Genomic DNA, 16,053 nt, shown 5'->3' on the forward strand with positions numbered 1-16,053 from the left:
TGCCATTTACAAGGTGTAGCATGCGGCATTATCTGCGTATTATTATATTGTTGGCGTTTTCTAGCTTTTGCTTGGGGGTGGCAGAATTTATTGTCTCGGGGATTTTGACGCAACTTAGCGTGTATTATGGGGTGTCTGATAGCCAAGTGGGTAATCTAGCCACGCTTTATGCTTTAGGGGTGGTGGTGGGCGCACCCATTGTGAGCGTGCTCATCTCCTCTTTTAATTACAGAAACCAGCTCATTTTCACTCTTGGGCTTTTTTCTCTCTCTAATGCGATCATGTTTGTTAGTTCTAGCCTCTGGGTTGCGCTGGTGGCGCGCTTTATTGGGGGATTAATGCATGGGCTCTTTTTTGTGATCGCTACTATCATTAGTATCAAGGTTGCGCCCAAGTCCAAAACCACCATGGCGTTAAGCCTGATGGTCAGCGGGCTAACCATTGCGTTAGTTACGGGCGTGCCTATAGGCATTTTGGTCTCTAAGCATTATGGGCTCTTAGCCCCCTTTTTGTTGATTGCCTGTGTGAGCTTTTTAGTCGCCCTCTGCGCTCTATTTGTCATGCCTAAACTTGGTAGCAAACAAGCAAATTTTAAAAACCTATGGGTGGCTTTTGGTTTTGCGCCCGTGTGGCAGGGCTTTTTGGTAACCGCCTTTTCTTGTGGCTCGATGTTTGTGGTCTATATTTATTTGCGTGTGCTCCTAGAACAACATGGCTTTAGCCCAGTGAGCATTGCCAATGCGTATTTATTCTTTGGCATTGCCGCTATAGTAGGCAATCTCTTTGGGGGCAAATTAGCAGATTTAAGAGGCTTTTTTGCTTCTTTAAGCTTTTTGCTCACCATGCAGATTTTAGCCTTGAGCGCGATGAGTTTTAGCTACTACCTACCCAAGTGGGTTTTAATTGCCAATGTCATGGGCTTTGGCTTTTTTGGCTTTGCTTGCATCGCCCCGCTTAAAATGTTGTGCAACCATTTAGCCCGCATTTTTACCCCCCATACCCAAAATGACACCATCGCGCTCAATGAGGCTTCTTTTAATGTGGGGATCACCTTTGCCTCTTTAGCTGGTGGGTTGGTGGCGCATTTAAATGTCAATTTTAACGGGCTGTGCGCGGCTCTCTTTGCTTTAAGTGCCTTGAGTATCTTAAGTTTTGGCATTAAAAAGGCAAGTTTTCATGTAAAGTAGTTATACTTGAGTTAAAAACACAGGATCACCATGTTACAAGCCACCCAAGTTAGCATGCGCTACGCCACTAAAAAGCTCTTTGAAAATGTCAATCTCAAATTAGACGCACACAAACGCTACGGACTCATTGGGGCAAATGGCGCGGGCAAGAGCACCTTTTTAAAGATTTTAGCTGGGGAAATTGAACCCAGTAGCGGAGAGATTAGTATAGTTTCAGGGCTAAGATTGGGGGTTTTAGGTCAAGATCAATACGCCTTTGAAGAGTTTAGCCTCAAAGACGCGGTTTTAATGGGCAATAAGATTCTCTATGACGCGCTCAAGGAAAAAGAAAAGCTTTATGCAGAAGCGGATTTGAGCGATGACAAGGTCAATGCCCGTTTGGCTGAGCTAGAGATGATCTGCGTGCAAGAAGACCCGCTGTATGAGTGCGAGGTGGTGGTAGAAAAAATCTTAGAAGATTTGGGGATTCCAGCCAGTCGCCACAATGACTTAATGCAAAGCCTGCCTAGTAGCGATAAATTTAAAATTCTGCTCGCCCAAGTGCTTTTCCCTAAGCCTGATATTTTGCTACTAGATGAACCCACTAACAACCTAGATTTAAACGCCATTGCATGGCTAGAAGAAAACTTGAAACGCCATGAGGGCACAATGGTAATTATCAGCCACGATCGCCACTTTTTAAACGCTGTTTGCACGCATATTTTAGATTTGGATTTCAACACTCTGCGGGAATTTAGCGGAAATTATGATGATTGGTATATCGCTTCCACTTTGATCGCCAAACAAAAGGAAGCCGAGCGCAATAAAAAACTCAAGGAAAAAGAGGAGCTAGAACGCTTTATCGCGCGCTTTTCAGCCAATGCGAGCAAGGCGCGCCAAGCCACTAGCCGTCAAAAGCAATTAGAAAAGCTAGATATCCAAAGCATTGAGGTTTCTAGCAGGCGCGATCCTAGCATTGTCTTTAAGCCCCACCGCACCATTGGGAATGAAGCCCTAGAGTGTAGCCAGATTTCTAAGTCTTATGGGGATTTGGTGGTGTTAAACAAGGTTAGTCTTAAAATCGCGCCTAAGGATAAGATCGCCCTCATTGGACCTAATGGGGTAGGCAAGAGCACGCTGTGTAAAATCTTGGTCGAGGAGTTGGCTCCAGATAGTGGGAGTATCAAATGGGGCGCGACCACGCAGAGGGGCTATTTCCCCCAAGATGTGAGCGAGAGCATTCAAGGGGAGGAGAGTCTGTATCAATGGCTTTTTAACTTCAATAAAAAGATTGAGAGTGGCGAGGTGCGTAATGCTTTAGGGCGCATGCTCTTTAGCGGGGCGGAGCAAGAAAAGAGTGTGAGCGCGCTGAGTGGTGGGGAAAAACACCGCATGGTTTTATCTAAGATCATGCTAGAGCGGGGTAATTTCTTGGTGCTCGATGAGCCCACTAACCACCTAGACCTAGAGGCGATCATCGCTTTAGGCGAGGCGCTGTATAAATTTGAAGGCGCGGTGATTTGTGTCAGTCACGATCGCGAACTCATTAGCGCGTATGCCAATCGCATCATTGAGCTACTACCTACCAACAAGGGCGCAAAAGTGTTAGATTTTAAGGGCAGTTATGAGGAGTATTTAGACAGCAAGGGGGATTGACTAAGTCAAGTAAACCTGTTTTGGCGCAAGTATCGGGCGACACAAGGGTGATTAAGGGTAATTTATTTGGGGGATGCCCAATTTGGCTATACTCCTTTCTTATACTCTTTTTCTTTTGCAGGAGGTTTTTGTGAAGAGTGTGGCGTTAGTGATTTGCCCTTGGGTATTTTTTGTCTTGCAACGGCGTTTAAAAGACACGCTCATCGCTTTCTTGCCCATTTTGATGCTAAATATTTTTATCACAACCTATAGCGACATGGCTCTTTTGGCTTTTGCTATTGTGGCCACTCTGATCATTTTTTGGGTACAATCCACTCAAGAATATAAAGGTTTAAAGCAATTCCCTAAAAACTCTCTCTTGGCCGTGTTTTTCCCTTTTGTGGTGCTTTTCCAACAAAAACGCTTCATTTTAGGGATGGTGTGCGCTTGTGGGTGGTTGCTAGGACTTTTTATTTTGCTTGCTGTGTCGAGCCGCGCACCTGTGCATCCAACCGAAGATGTTATATTTTTTCTGTGTATTCTGTTTCTTTTAAATGTGGTGTATCTTCGTTTCCTTTGGGCAATTTTTAAAGGAATTATCGAGGCTATAGAGGGGCAAAGCGATTTAGATACTCTGATTAAACTTGAGACAAATCAGAGGGAATCTTTTTTAAAAAGCAAAACACTTAAAGAAATTGACGCGATTCGAGCCAGCCTAAAAGAATTGCCCATCGATGTACAAATTCCCATCAAAAAAGCTATTAAAGCGGTTTTAGAAGAATGGGAAAGGACTTGATGGTATGAGCATAAGAACTTTTACTTTGGTTTTTCTTCTTGTCTTCTTTTGCATGAATCTCTTTAGCTATATGAGGCTAAGGAAGTTTACCTATCCCTTTTTGCGCTTTCTGCCTATTTGTCTGTATGGTTTAAACATTCTCTATCGGGTCGTGCAAATGAAAATTTTTGCCCATTTGGAGACATTACAGACTTTCTTGTATGCCCTAGGCGGGCTGAGTATGGCCGCAAGTTTTATTCTGTTCTGCCTGCTATTATTGCACCTCATCGCGCTTAAAACACTTCCTCAAAGCATAGACACACACAGACGCCAAAGCCTTAAAAAACTCTTAGATATAGGTCTATTAGGGGTTTTCTTTCCCTCTATGGCAAAGGGTTTTTACAATGCCACTAATCTTGTGATCACAAGGCGCAGCGTCAAGCTCAAGAATTTAAAAGAAGCGTGCCACCTTGTGATGATCAGCGATGCACACATAGGCGCGTATCTTAAAAAAGATTACTTGCAAGAGATTGTCGATCGTATCAACGCGCTTCAGCCAGATATCGTCGTGATTGTGGGGGATTTGGCGGATTTAAAGGCTCAGTTGGTACAAAAGGATTTAACCCCGCTTAAAAGTATCCAATCTCAATACGGCGTGTATTGTGTGCTGGGTAACCATGAATATTACCACGGGGTGGATGCGCTTGTTGAAGTGTTTAAAAAGAATCATTTGCGCGTGCTACAAAATGAGAGTGTTCAAGTGGCAGGGCTTAATCTAATGGGGGTGAATGACCTTATAGGGTATCGCTTTAAGCGTTTTGAACCCGATTTTAAGACTATCTTTACCCAAGTCAACCCCAATCTGCCCAGTGTTTTACTCTCCCACCAACCCAAATCCCTAAGATATTTGGAACAAAAACCCGATTTGCTCTTGTGCGGGCATACCCATGCTGGGCAGATATTCCCCTTTAGCCTCTTGGTGTGGCTGGATCAAAAATACATCTATGGGCATTACCATTTAAAAGATTGCCAAATGATTGTGAGTAGCGGTTGTGGCTTTTGGGGTCCCCCTGTGCGTATCTTCACCAAGAGCGAAATCGTGTCCATCCACTTAAAGCCTGAAAATCAAGCTTAACATTCAGTAAAGATTCTTGACAGCGCCTTTCATTTTTGGCTAGCATTTGATTTTGTTTCAATTATAAAGGAATTTTGCACCATGCCACAATCAAATAACCAAACAAGGTGTTGCCGTGTTATCCCCTCAACATCTCATCTGTCTCAAGCGTTTTTAACCAGCGCGTTAACCCTCTTTACTCTAGCCCCTTTGAGCGCAGAAGATAGTGGTCCGTTTATACAAGGCGGGTTTCAATATTCCAATTTCTCAGGCATGGCAACTACTGTTGTTAAACCAGTGAGTGCGCAGGAGTTGATTCAAGCGATTGAACCAAGCCTGTATCAAAAACTCAAAAAGGAACAACAAGGAGGTCAGGGGCCACCGCAAACTGAAGAGGAAGTGCATGATTTGATTCAAAAAATTGTGCAACATGATTACCCAAATGGTATCCCTAGCTCTAAGAGAGAAACAGCTTCAAATGGCAATCTTTATGGGGTAGATATTCAATTTGGATACAAACAATTCTTTGGTCAAGAAAAGCATTTTGGATTGCGTTACTATGGCTTGTTTAGCGGACAAGGGGGGAACTCTTATAATAAAGCAGGAAAATACTACCAACCCTCTGCAAATCTTTTCTATGGCGTAGGGGCTGATGTACTTTATAACTTCTATGAAAACAACGACCGCACTTATGGCATCTTTGCTGGTGTAATGTTTGGAGGGAGCTCATGGCTGATGGGAGAAGGCAAAACAAATGGAAAATGTAATTATAAGAATGATAAAGAGGATTGCATAAGCATGAACGATTCTTTTGAAAATAGAGAAAAACAAGTTAACCAAGGCGACATCTCTAAAGCCTCGTTCTCGCCTACCTATGTGCAATTCGTGTTCAATTTTGGCTTTAGAATAAATTTTACCAAGCATCAAGGGTTTGAGTTTGGAACGCGTATCCCCACCATCAACGATCCTTATTATAAGGCAACACAAAAAAGAGCGACAGAAACAGGCGGTAAAGGGAGCGAAACCACTATAACCTTTAGGCGCAACGCCTCTTTATATTGGAACTATGTTTATAATTTCTAAGAAGCTTGACAGCTTGTTGGTTTTGTATTACAATCTACCTTTATTTCACATTGATAAAGGAACTTGTGTTATGCTAGGAACAGCAACCAGCAACCAGCAACCAGCAAGCGGATGTGTGGCACTTACTCCCTCAGAATTTCATTTTTCCAAAACTTTACTAACTGGTATGTTCTCCCTCTTAGCTTTAACCTCTTTGAGTGCGGAAAACAACGGCGCATTCATACAAGGTGGGGTTAATTACTACTCAAATTTTTCAGGCACTGTAACTTCTGTTGTCAAATCAGCGAGCGTGCAATCCACAACCACAACCCATTATAATGGCAATCTTTATGGTGGAAATATAGAGGTTGGGTATAAGCAATTCTTTGGCAAAAAAAGGCGTGTTGGCTTGCGCTACTATGGCATGTTTAGCGGGCAGGCGGGGGGTTATTATAATGCCAATGAGCAGACGAACAAACAGACCGGTCAGAACAAATCATACACCCAACCTTCTGCTAATCTTTTCTATGGCGTAGGGATCGATGTGCTCTATAACTTCTATGAAAAAGAGGATCAAACTTATGGCATCTTTGGCGGTGTGATGGTTGGAGGTAGCACTTGGTTGATGGGAGAACCTCTCATAGACCCCACACTAAAAGACAAATCATGTGTGTATGCCAATCAAAATGGAGGTTGCATAAGCATGAATGATGGTTTTAAGAATTTAGAAAAACAAACTAACGATGGCAATATTAGCAAAGCCTCGTTCTCGCCTACCTATGTGCAATTCGTGTTCAATTTTGGCTTTAGAATAAATTTTACCAAGCATCAAGGGTTTGAGTTTGGAACGCGTATCCCCACCATCAACGATCCTTATTATAAGGCAAAGACAGACGGTAAAGGGAGTGAAACCACTATAACCTTTAGGCGCAACGCCTCTTTGTATTGGAACTATGTTTATAATTTCTAACCTAAGAAAATAGGTGCGTGAGGAGTAATGCGCAAAAGCCCCCGCACAAGCCCGCTAGCGCGTCATCACCCACCACGCCTAGCCCCCCCTTGACATCGCGATCAATCTTGCCAATCAAAGAGGGTTTATAAATATCAAAGAGGCGGAAAAACACAAAACTAGCGATCACGCCCAGCCAGCTAAGACCTGCGATCGCCATCGCTATCCACATCCCTACCAATTCATCAATCACAATGTGTTTAGCGTCATGGGTTTGGGTTTGTTCCTCGTAAATATCGATCTGCCTAATAGCCACCAATCCAATCAAAAAAGCGCATAAAAATAAAGTGTTCGCCGAAAAATACAAAATAGGCAAGCCTAGAAACAAGGCGACCACACTCCCAGCCGTGCCCGGTCCCTTGGGGAATCTGCCTGAATAAAAAAGGGTTAAAAAACATTCGCGTACATCCATGTGCGCATTATAACAAAATTGGTTAGAATAAAGATTTTAAGGAATGGTATGAAATTAGCGGTGTTTGATTTTGATTCTACGCTTGTGGATGCGGAGACTTTGGAGGTTTTGGGCGAGGTTTATGGAGTGGGGGAACAAATAAAATCTGTAACCACGCAGGCGATGGAGGGCAAGGCGGATTTTTATACAAGTCTGATTAGCCGTGTGGCTCTGCTTAAAGGCATGGACATCCACACAGCTAAAAAGGCGTGCGAGAGTTTGCCCTTGCATCAAGGGGCTAAAGAAGTGGTGCAAGGCTTGCATGCGTTGGGCTATAAGGTGGTGTGTTTTAGCGGGGGCTTTAAATGGGCGACTGGCTATTTTAAAGAAAAATTAGGCTTAGATGCGGATTTTAGCAACACCTTGCATGTGAGTGCAGGGCGTTTAACCGGTGAAGTGAGCGGCCCTATGATGCGCTCTGACTCTAAGGCCGAGATGTTGGCTAGTCTGCAAGAGTTATTACAAGTTGAGCACACCTTGGCTATAGGTGATGGGGCTAATGATATCAGTATGTTTAAACTCGCTGATTTGAGCATCGCCTTTAATGCCAAAGAGATCACCAAAGAGCACGCAGATATCATCGCGCGCTCTTTGGATTTGAGAGAGATTTTAGAGTATCTCAAAGCTTAAAACGCGTCTATAAACCTTTAGGGAACACCATGAGAGAATACCTCTACATTGTCCAATCCAGCCTAGAGCCTAGCAAGTGCAAAATGGGGATCACCAATGACCTAAAAAGACGACTCAAAGAATACAACAGCATTACGGGGCAATCCCAAGAAAACACCTACAGCTATCTTTTTACTTGCGAAGTGGCCAATATGCGCGCCGTAGAGCAAGACATTAAAAATACTTTTGCGCATTTAAGAGAAGTGCAAACCCGCGAAATCTATTTTTATAACCCTAGCCTTCTTGAGATGTATCTGAGCTATATTAAAGCCCACCCCTTATTTTTAGCCCAAGTGAGTCTCAAGTCCCCTAAAAAAACGCCACAAATTAAGCCTAAAAATGTGGCTAGCCTCAAAGATCAGGGCATGGAGTGGGCTGATTTATTAAACAAAGCCAAGAGGGTTAAAAATGACGAGTTTTACACAAGATACGAGGACATCGAAAAGGAGATTGCCCACTACCCCTTAAAAGTGTGGCAAGATAAAGTCGTGTTTTGCAACTGCGATGATGCCATTGGGGAAAATAGGGACTATAGCGACTCTTCTGCCTTTGCGCTCTACTTTTTAAAGCACTTCTTTAGATTAAAGCTTAAAAAGCTTATCTGCACCCACTATGGAAGCAAACAAGATTTATTTAATGCCGGCTCAAGAGGCTATATTTTTACTAAAGAGGGGGCGCACGAGATGAAGCACACCCCGCCCAATTATACAGGGGGCTTTGAAGAAAAGGAGTCCTTAAGGATTTTGAATGAAGAAGCTGATATTGTGTGCACCAATCCGCCCTTTTCGCGCGCGATCGAGTATTGGAGCTTGCTCGTCAAAAGCAAAAAGAAGTTTTTGATTTTGTCTAACATCGCTAATTGCATCACCACAGCTTACATCCCCTATTTTGCGAAAAGGAAAGTGCGTCCCGGGTTTAATGAAGTGCATTGGTTTTTAAACCCCAAACGCCAATTAGTGCGCGCCGCTGGGGCGTGGTACACGAATTTACCCATCAAAAACCGCCCCAATATCTCTAGGCTCAAATTTCTGCCCCTAGAGCAAATCCCCCAAAAATATAAAAGATTTGACGATGCCGGAGTTTTGCTGGTCGATTACAGCCATATCCCCACAGATTACGACCTGCCCTTTGCGGTGTCTGCCACCCCTATTTTAAACGGCGTGTTGGAATGTGGCTACAAGGTCGCCGAACACTCAAAATATAACCCCCACATTGAGGGCAAGGAAAAATTTGCAAGGATTTTGATCTGCAGGGCGTGAAACCCCTGTTTAAATCTAGCGGTGTGCTCCATGCCACATTAAGGTTGAACATACCCCAAATCCACCAACGCGTTGGCCATTTCTTTGAGCAGGGGGCCGTTTTTGCTCCCCCCTTGTCCGTGTTCCACTAAAATTGTGATAGCATATTGGGGCTTTTCATAGGGCAAAAAGGCGGTGATCCACGCGTGCGAGCGTTGGGAATATTCCATCTGGCTCTCTTTAATGCGCGTCATGGTGTTTTGATCGATAGCGACCACTTGCGCCGTGCCCGTTTTGCATGCCAAACTCACTTTGACCCCCCGCGTGCTCTTATAAGCCGTGCCCCCCTGCTGGCTACACGCTTCGTACATGCCCTTGCGCAACGCGGGCAATTTAGATTTTTGAAAAGAATCTAAAACATCTTTGGGCTTAAAATCCCCCTCCAAATAAAAATGAGGAGTGGGAAGTTTGCCTGAGGCTAATAATGCCGTATAGTTAGCAACCTGCAGGGGGGTTGTGAGAAATGAGCCCTGCCCAATAGATGTGATGAGGGTGTCGCCCACACTCCAAGTCGTCCCAAAGCGTTTCATCTTCCAGCTTGGATCGGGCAAGATACCTACAAATTCATTGGGTAAATCCACCCCGCTTTTTTTCCCAAAACCCATTTGTCCAAAGGTTTTAGCTAGCTTTTCAATGGGCAAATCAAGGGCGTATTTGTAAAAATAGACATCTACAGATTCTTTGATAGCTTTGTATAAATTGCTTTCTCCATGCCCGCCAGCTTTCCAATCGCGAAACTTGCGCTTGCCCACTTCAATATAACCCGGAGTAGAAATAAAGGTATTTTCATTCATGGGCAAGTTTTCTAAAAAACTTAAACCCGTGCCCATCTTCACGACAGAGCCGGGCGGGTAGAGTCCATTAATGAGGCGATTCAATAGAGGATTGCCCGGATCGTCTTGAAGATTCTTCCATTCTGAAACACTGATCCCCCCGATAAAATGGTTGAGATTGTATTCAGGATAACTCCCTGCGACTAAAATTTCCCCATTGCGCACATCCATCACAATGATCGCCCCTCTCTTGTCTGCAAAAAGAGTGTCTGCTTTGAGTTGGAGGCGTTTATCTAAACTTAATACAAGGTTATTATTGGTTTTGGGCTCTTTACTCTCAAGGACTTCAAGCTCTTGATTGAGCGCATTCACGCTCACGATCTTGTAGCCCAGTTCGCCCTGCAAAAGGTCGTTGTATTCTTTTTCTAACCCCGTTTTACCGATGGTGTGGGTGTATTGACTAGTAGGGTTAGCAGCAATGTCCTTAGTATCAGCCGCTCCCAAGTAGCCGATGACATGCGAAGCTAGGGCGTTGTTGGGGTAGTGGCGTTTGTTGGCCGCATTGATGCTAATCTCTGGAATTTGCAAGAGTTTAGCATAAAGGGTTTGCATCGCAGGGTAGGACACAAAATCTAAAATAGGAATGGCGTTATGGTTATAGCGCGAATTTTGTTTTTGGTAATTATCCAGCGCATCGTCTTTATCAAGATCAGGAAAATAACGCTCTAAAATCTCTAATTTGTCTTCTACTACACTGCTTTTTAGCCCCGGAGCAAGCGCAATACTAAAACCCAGTTGATTAATCGCCAACAATTCATGGTTGCGATCCATGATAATTCCGCGCGTAGGCACTAAAATTTCTTTTTTAGTCATGTTGCGCAGAGCAAGCTGCTCAAAATAGTCATTAGTTTTAATGGTGAGGATGAAAATTTTGAAGATGAGCACCGCCCACACTAAACCTAGCAGGCCCATCACGAAACGCATCTTAAACCCTTGCATAGATTCTCCAAAGCAAAAATTCTAAGAAGCTATAACCAATCGCATCGCCCCATATATCGTTATAGTAACCAGACAACAAACTTAAAATCGCAAAATAGATCAAGTAAATCAAGAGAGCGTGGACAAAATCCCCAAAAACATTCTCTTGAAAAACCCGCAAAAGATACCGCACCACAAGTTTTTCATAGAGGGCAAAGAGCAAGATCAACACCCCTAAGGGTTGCATGTGAATAAACTCCACACAGAGCAAGCAGGCAAAAATCCAAAGTAAAAGGCGCGTGGAAGGCTGTTCTTGGGCAAGAGTGTGCCGATAAAGCGCGAAGAGAAACCCTAGCATGGGGGGAAGCCATGCATAAATGTCTCTTAAATTGCTATAAAAATAAAACCCCAACCATGCCAAGAAAAATAGAAATGGAAAATGAAATTTAGACTTAGATTCGCGTGTCAAACAAGGCCTCTAGGATGGTTTTTTGTACACCAAGAGAGTCAAATTTAGGGTTTAACGCGCCCTGTGCGCTGATTAAAGGCGTGTTTTGCTGTTGATAGAGAGTATGTTGGGCGTTTTTAGAGAGTTTGTCAAATTTTGTATACACGCGTTTGAGGGTTTGATCGGGGCGTAAAACGCTCTCTAAGAAGCCGCGCACTTCTACATCTAAAGGCAAATGAGGATGTCTGGCATCAATGAGATGGAGGATGAGTTTAATCGAACTGCGTTGAATCAACAGGTCGCTTAAAAATACCGCCCATTGCCCCTTGATCTCTTTGGACACCTTAGCATATCCAAAGCCGGGCAAATCAATGCAGATAAAATCTAAGATTTTAGCAGGGGGAATTTGCCAACGCGTGCAAAAGAAATTCGCCGCTTGGGTTTTTCCAGGTGTGGCCGAACTCTTGGCTAGCTTGCGCTCTAAAATAGTGTTGATCAAAGTGCTCTTGCCTACATTGCTGCGCCCTACAAACACCACTTCTGGCATACATGCTGGGGGGCATTGCGCCAAATTATAGGCCGATCTTAAAAAATTACTCTCTATGATTTTAATGGGCTTCATGGGTTTTTTTGCTATGGGGGGTTTTTTGTGCTTTTTGCTTTTCTTTTTGTTTCTCTTGTTGGATATCGTCCATGTCAAAAACAAATTTGGCCGGCTTGTTTTTGCCCCCAAAGACATCTGCATACCCGCGTTCCTTACTCAAAATGATCTCTTCGCCCTTGATCGAATTGATTTTACCCACTTCATTCACCACAGCATTTTGCAATAGGCGGTATTCCTGCTTGATCGCATCGTAAATCAGGCGGTCTGAATGCCCATTCACTTGACGGCCATCTTGGGTTACAATGTGAAACTTCACCGCGCCAATGGCCTCGTATTTAATGGGTTTGCGTTTGGCATTGGTATAAATGATCACTTTATTGGCCGTGAGTGTGTCCTGCATCTTTTTAATGTGCACATTCCCCTCAATAATGGTGATGCGTTTTTTTTCATTAGCGGTGAATTTATCCGCGCTCACTTCTAAAGTTTCTTTAAGAGGCGCGCTCCAAAGCAACCCCGCCATCAAATATATTACAAGCCATCTCAAAATTTCAAACTCTTAAATTTGGAATGGGAGAATTTCGCATTTTTAGCCTCTTCCATATCAATAATAGCGTGCACATGGCGGGCTTGCACGATCCCTTGCACATGGTTGTAAGCGATGTCCTCGCCTTGAATATTGCCCTCTGGACCATTCATTCTAAAAGCTCCTTGCCCTTGAAAGGTTTGCTTTTTGTGATCGTAAACTCCCTGCTGACTCCAAAAACTCTGCCCACTGCTGGTGGTGTAAAGCACCCCTTTAGGGAAGGTGTAGAGTTCTTGTTTGTGCACCATCACTTCCCCTCTGGCGTGCTCTTGAACTTTAGTGTCTGTATCGTATTTGCTCAGAGTAAAATCATAGAGCACTTCGTGATCGCCATACTGCAATGCCCTAGACCCGCGAACACTCAAATCCGTTCCGCTAGGGTTCGTTTGGATTGCCTCAAACCCGCGCACCTCAATTTTAACAAAATCCTTAGAATCAAAGATAATGGAGGGGCGCGGTTTGAGATAAAGGTTGATGAGTCCTGCCATCGCCAAGCCCAAACCTATAAAAAACTTCCATAGAGCATTCAAGCGCACTTATTCGCGCACCAAGATACTAGGCTTGCCCATGTTTTTGGCAAAATCACTCGCTTCTGCCTCGCTTTGAAAACCCTTGATAAAAACGCGGTAGATAGGTTGATTATCTTTGCTACCAGATGCAATCTGGGTGTAGTAGGGCTTTTTGAGGGTTGCTTTGAGACTTTCTTCAGCCTTTTGTGCGCCTTCTTGGCTTCTAAAAGCACCCACTTGTAAAGAAAAATTTCCCCCACTCACACTCTCTTGAGTTTCACCAACTTTAAATTCTTTTTTAAGAGTGGTGGCTTGGGGGGCTTTTTCTAAAGTCTTTTGGTATTGCTTGGAAATCACCCCACCAAAACCTATCACTTCTAATTTAACAGGCGCGACTCCCTTACCCACCATATCGATGTCATGGGCAGCAGCATTGGACAGATCGATAATGCGGTTAGCCACAAAGGGACCACGATCGTTAATGCGCACAATGGTGCTTTTATTGTTATCCTTATTGGTAACCTTGACAATGGTGTTCATGGGCAGAGTTTTATTAGCTGCGGTGTGGGCGTACATATTATAAGTTTCCCCATTGCTGGTGCGTTTAGCGTGGAAATTAGGCCCATACCAACTTGCATAGCCATCGAAAGTTTGGCCAATATCAACCTTAGTGGGGTAATACATTTTGCTCCCCACACGATAAGGGCGCATGGTGGCTCTTTGCATCGCTTCCGAATTGATCATGCCTGCAGTTAAACTTGATGTAGACACTTGGGCTGTACTCCCCTCTTGCACTCCTTCTTCCTCCTGTTCGGGTTGTTCGGGCATCTTCTGAGCTTTTGAGGACTTATGGTTGTGTTTGTGCCAGAATGACCTTTTGGGAGGGGGCGAGGAGCCATCATAATCTAGCGCATCCTTATAGGCGCGCAAACTCTCTTGTTTGGAAAAAAGAGAGTGAGAGTTACCATTTGCGGTCTCTTGAGCGCACCCTAAAAACAATCCTAACGCCCCAAAACTTGCTAGCCATAGACTTTTAGACACCTGAACACTCATTTGAAAGCAACTCTTTTAAAATCTTTGTGATCTTTGCGCAAAATCGGAATGACTAAATGTTGGTTGCGACTCAAACGCGCGCTTTTAAGATGATTAGTGTTTTTAATGAGGGCCACACTGGTATGAAACTTGCGCGCGATGGAACTTAGGGTTTCTCTAGGACGCACGCGGTGCGTTACCAGCGCACTTAAGGGGTAGGAAGGCACATAGTGCTGTTTAAAATAAGCGAGCTTTTCATAAGGAATATAGATCATGTAGGCTTTATTGGGGGGCAGAAAATTATAATGAAATTGCTCATTATAAGATTTAAACTCGGCCAAAGAGAGGCGCGCGCTTTGGGCGATATGAGAGAGCAAAGTGCCTCCATGCATTTTTAAGGCGACAAGACTGGTGCGCGCCCCTCGATTCAAAAGATATTCTTTGTGCCGCAATGTGTCTAAATTATTAAAGGCGATAGCAAAACTCAAGATTGAGCGGATATAACCACGCGTTTCTCTAGGAATGAATTTCTTTTCATCATCTAATAAAACATTAATATCATCGCTCCCAGCTTGTTGGATAGCTTCTAGCACCCTTCTAGGGCCGTAATTATAGGCCATAGCGACCAAATACCATTGTTTGGTTTGTTTATAGAGGATGCGCAAATATTTGATCGCAGCCTGAGTGCTCTTGATGGGATCACGCCTCTCATCCACGAAAGTGCTGACCTCTAAACCTAGCATTCTAGCTGTCTCAGGCATGAGTTGCCAAATGCCTACGGCTTTTTTGACACTATAGGCTTTTGTGGAGAAATTTGACTCAGCCATCGCTAGAAATAGAAACTCTACAGGAATGTCTGCCTGAATGAGCATGCTTTTAATGGTGGGGATAAAAACTCCATTGCTATCATAGTGTTTTACGAAGTGATCCCAAGCCTCCTGCACATTTTGTAGGGTTTGGGAGTTATCCACACTGGCTAAAAAACGCGCATCCACCCCAAAGCCATTGAGGGGTTTGAGATTGAGGGCGGTATTAATAGGTTGGGCGTGGGCAAAACCCTGCCATGCCAACAAAGTGGCGATTGCAAACATGCGTCTCATTAAGAGACCTTAGCATGAGGCATTAGACTAAAAAGTGTCGTTGCATTGGTATTGGTCGTGTGTGCCAAATCTGTAGGGCTTATTTTTAAAATTTCAGAGAGTTTTTGAAGCACTAGAGGGATGTATTTGGGTTCGTTGCGTGTGCCTCTGAAAGGGTGGGGAGTGAGATAGGGGGCATCGGTCTCTAAGAGCAGGCGATCTAGGGGAATTTGAGGCAGAATATTTTGAAGAGACTTGGCATTTTTAAAGGTGGCTACACCTCCAATGCCGTAGTAAAAATTTTCAGAAAGTCCTAACAAGATCGCATCCCCATTAAAACAATGCAACACCCCACGCAAATGTGGGTAGGCTTTGAGAATATGATAAGCATCTTGACTGGCCTCTCGAATATGCACAATCAAGGGCTTTTGATACTCTAGGGCAAGTTCTATCTGCGCTTTAAAAACCTCTTTTTGATGGGTTTTTGTGTCCTCGTCATTAGAATCTAGGCGGTGGTAGTCTAAACCGCATTCGCCCACCGCCACGCACTGGGGGTGTTGGATATAGTGCTTTAACTCTGCAAGATCAAAGTGTTGGCAATCTAGGGGATGCGCCCCCACAGCAAAATAAAGCTCCTGATAAGAAGCGCACAAATCCAGCGCCCTAGGTAAATCTTTAGGGTCAGCTCCGGGGATGATGGCTTGGAGCATTCCTGTTTCTCTAGCCTCTCTGATGACTTGCTCTATATCTGCATTATAAAGATGATGATCCAAATGACAATGCGTGTCTATCCACTCCAACATCAAGTCCTCCGCATAATTTGGCCTAATTATATTATAATCCTAGAGGATATGGTTTAAATTTGCCT

Annotated in this window: 17 protein-coding genes; 8 read left to right on the forward strand and 9 right to left on the reverse strand. The window is 43.9% G+C overall.

Features of this window, described 5'->3' with window-relative positions; translation table 11 throughout:
• Positions 1 to 20: 20 nt before the first annotated feature.
• The 6 genes from HFELIS_RS03775 to HFELIS_RS03800 all read left to right on the forward strand — a co-directional run bounded on the left by HFELIS_RS03775 (position 21) and on the right by HFELIS_RS03800 (position 6,722).
• Positions 21 to 1,187 (forward strand): MFS transporter, encoded by a 1,167-nt coding sequence (locus HFELIS_RS03775; RefSeq protein WP_013469209.1) that lies wholly within the window; start codon positions 21 to 23, stop codon positions 1,185 to 1,187.
• 30 nt (positions 1,188 to 1,217) lie between these two features.
• Positions 1,218 to 2,822 carry an ABC-F family ATP-binding cassette domain-containing protein gene (locus HFELIS_RS03780; protein ID WP_013469210.1) on the forward strand — a complete coding sequence of 535 codons (1,605 nt, stop codon included), beginning with the start codon at positions 1,218 to 1,220 and terminating at the stop codon, positions 2,820 to 2,822.
• Between the two features lie 73 nt (positions 2,823 to 2,895).
• Positions 2,896 to 3,597 carry a hypothetical protein gene (locus HFELIS_RS03785; protein ID WP_013469211.1) on the forward strand — a complete coding sequence of 234 codons (702 nt, stop codon included), beginning with the start codon at positions 2,896 to 2,898 and terminating at the stop codon, positions 3,595 to 3,597.
• A gap of 157 nt (positions 3,598 to 3,754) precedes the next feature.
• A complete protein-coding gene (locus HFELIS_RS03790) occupies positions 3,755 to 4,711 on the forward strand; it encodes a metallophosphoesterase (RefSeq protein WP_231844196.1) in 957 nt (318 codons plus the stop codon).
• An 81-nt stretch (positions 4,712 to 4,792) separates the two neighbouring features.
• Positions 4,793 to 5,773, forward strand: coding sequence for an outer membrane protein (locus tag HFELIS_RS08725; RefSeq protein ID WP_013469213.1), 981 nt, complete (start codon positions 4,793 to 4,795; stop codon positions 5,771 to 5,773).
• A 70-nt stretch (positions 5,774 to 5,843) separates the two neighbouring features.
• On the forward strand, positions 5,844 to 6,722 hold the full coding sequence (locus HFELIS_RS03800) for an outer membrane protein (RefSeq protein ID WP_013469214.1): 879 nt from the start codon (positions 5,844 to 5,846) through the stop codon (positions 6,720 to 6,722).
• Position 6,723: 1 nt separating this feature from the next.
• Here the strand turns inward: HFELIS_RS03800 and HFELIS_RS03805 are convergent, their stop codons facing one another.
• On the reverse strand, positions 6,724 to 7,173 hold the full coding sequence (locus HFELIS_RS03805; RefSeq protein ID WP_013469215.1) for a phosphatidylglycerophosphatase A family protein: 450 nt from the start codon (positions 7,171 to 7,173) through the stop codon (positions 6,724 to 6,726).
• A 48-nt stretch (positions 7,174 to 7,221) separates the two neighbouring features.
• On the opposite strand from HFELIS_RS03805, the gene serB reads away from it, so the two are divergent.
• Both serB and HFELIS_RS03815 read left to right on the forward strand, forming a co-directional pair.
• Positions 7,222 to 7,842 (forward strand): phosphoserine phosphatase SerB, encoded by a 621-nt coding sequence (gene serB, locus HFELIS_RS03810; protein WP_013469216.1) that lies wholly within the window; start codon positions 7,222 to 7,224, stop codon positions 7,840 to 7,842.
• A 29-nt stretch (positions 7,843 to 7,871) separates the two neighbouring features.
• Positions 7,872 to 9,140 (forward strand): adenine-specific methyltransferase EcoRI family protein, encoded by a 1,269-nt coding sequence (locus HFELIS_RS03815; RefSeq protein ID WP_013469217.1) that lies wholly within the window; start codon positions 7,872 to 7,874, stop codon positions 9,138 to 9,140.
• Positions 9,141 to 9,178: 38 nt separating this feature from the next.
• Here HFELIS_RS03815 and mrdA read toward each other — a convergent pair whose 3' ends face one another.
• The 8 genes from mrdA to HFELIS_RS03850 form a co-directional block, all read right to left on the reverse strand.
• Positions 9,179 to 10,951 carry a penicillin-binding protein 2 gene (gene mrdA / locus HFELIS_RS03820; RefSeq protein WP_013469218.1) on the reverse strand — a complete coding sequence of 591 codons (1,773 nt, stop codon included), beginning with the start codon at positions 10,949 to 10,951 and terminating at the stop codon, positions 9,179 to 9,181.
• Positions 10,938 to 11,288 (reverse strand): hypothetical protein, encoded by a 351-nt coding sequence (locus HFELIS_RS03825; protein WP_231844197.1) that lies wholly within the window; start codon positions 11,286 to 11,288, stop codon positions 10,938 to 10,940. The genes mrdA and HFELIS_RS03825 overlap by 14 nt, the downstream gene beginning before the upstream one ends.
• 94 nt (positions 11,289 to 11,382) lie before the next feature.
• Positions 11,383 to 12,000 (reverse strand): ribosome biogenesis GTP-binding protein YihA/YsxC, encoded by a 618-nt coding sequence (gene yihA / locus HFELIS_RS03830; RefSeq protein ID WP_013469220.1) that lies wholly within the window; start codon positions 11,998 to 12,000, stop codon positions 11,383 to 11,385.
• On the reverse strand, positions 11,987 to 12,502 hold the full coding sequence (gene lptA, locus HFELIS_RS08730) for a lipopolysaccharide transport periplasmic protein LptA (RefSeq protein ID WP_013469221.1): 516 nt from the start codon (positions 12,500 to 12,502) through the stop codon (positions 11,987 to 11,989). Before lptA ends, yihA begins: the two co-directional genes overlap by 14 nt.
• Before the next feature lie 20 nt (positions 12,503 to 12,522).
• Positions 12,523 to 13,101, reverse strand: a complete 579-nt coding sequence (locus HFELIS_RS03835; RefSeq protein WP_041302773.1) for a hypothetical protein — start codon at positions 13,099 to 13,101, stop codon at positions 12,523 to 12,525.
• Positions 13,102 to 14,127 carry a septal ring lytic transglycosylase RlpA family protein gene (locus HFELIS_RS03840; protein ID WP_013469223.1) on the reverse strand — a complete coding sequence of 342 codons (1,026 nt, stop codon included), beginning with the start codon at positions 14,125 to 14,127 and terminating at the stop codon, positions 13,102 to 13,104.
• Positions 14,124 to 15,206 carry a lytic transglycosylase domain-containing protein gene (locus HFELIS_RS03845; RefSeq protein WP_013469224.1) on the reverse strand — a complete coding sequence of 361 codons (1,083 nt, stop codon included), beginning with the start codon at positions 15,204 to 15,206 and terminating at the stop codon, positions 14,124 to 14,126. Before HFELIS_RS03845 ends, HFELIS_RS03840 begins: the two co-directional genes overlap by 4 nt.
• Positions 15,206 to 15,988: a TatD family hydrolase gene (locus HFELIS_RS03850; RefSeq protein ID WP_013469225.1), complete on the reverse strand. Its 783-nt coding sequence runs from the start codon at positions 15,986 to 15,988 to the stop codon at positions 15,206 to 15,208. The genes HFELIS_RS03845 and HFELIS_RS03850 overlap by 1 nt, the downstream gene beginning before the upstream one ends.
• Positions 15,989 to 16,053 lie beyond the last annotated feature (65 nt).

Source organism: Helicobacter felis ATCC 49179, from assembly GCF_000200595.1.
In the GTDB taxonomy this organism is placed as follows: Bacteria; Campylobacterota; Campylobacteria; order Campylobacterales; family Helicobacteraceae; genus Helicobacter; species Helicobacter felis.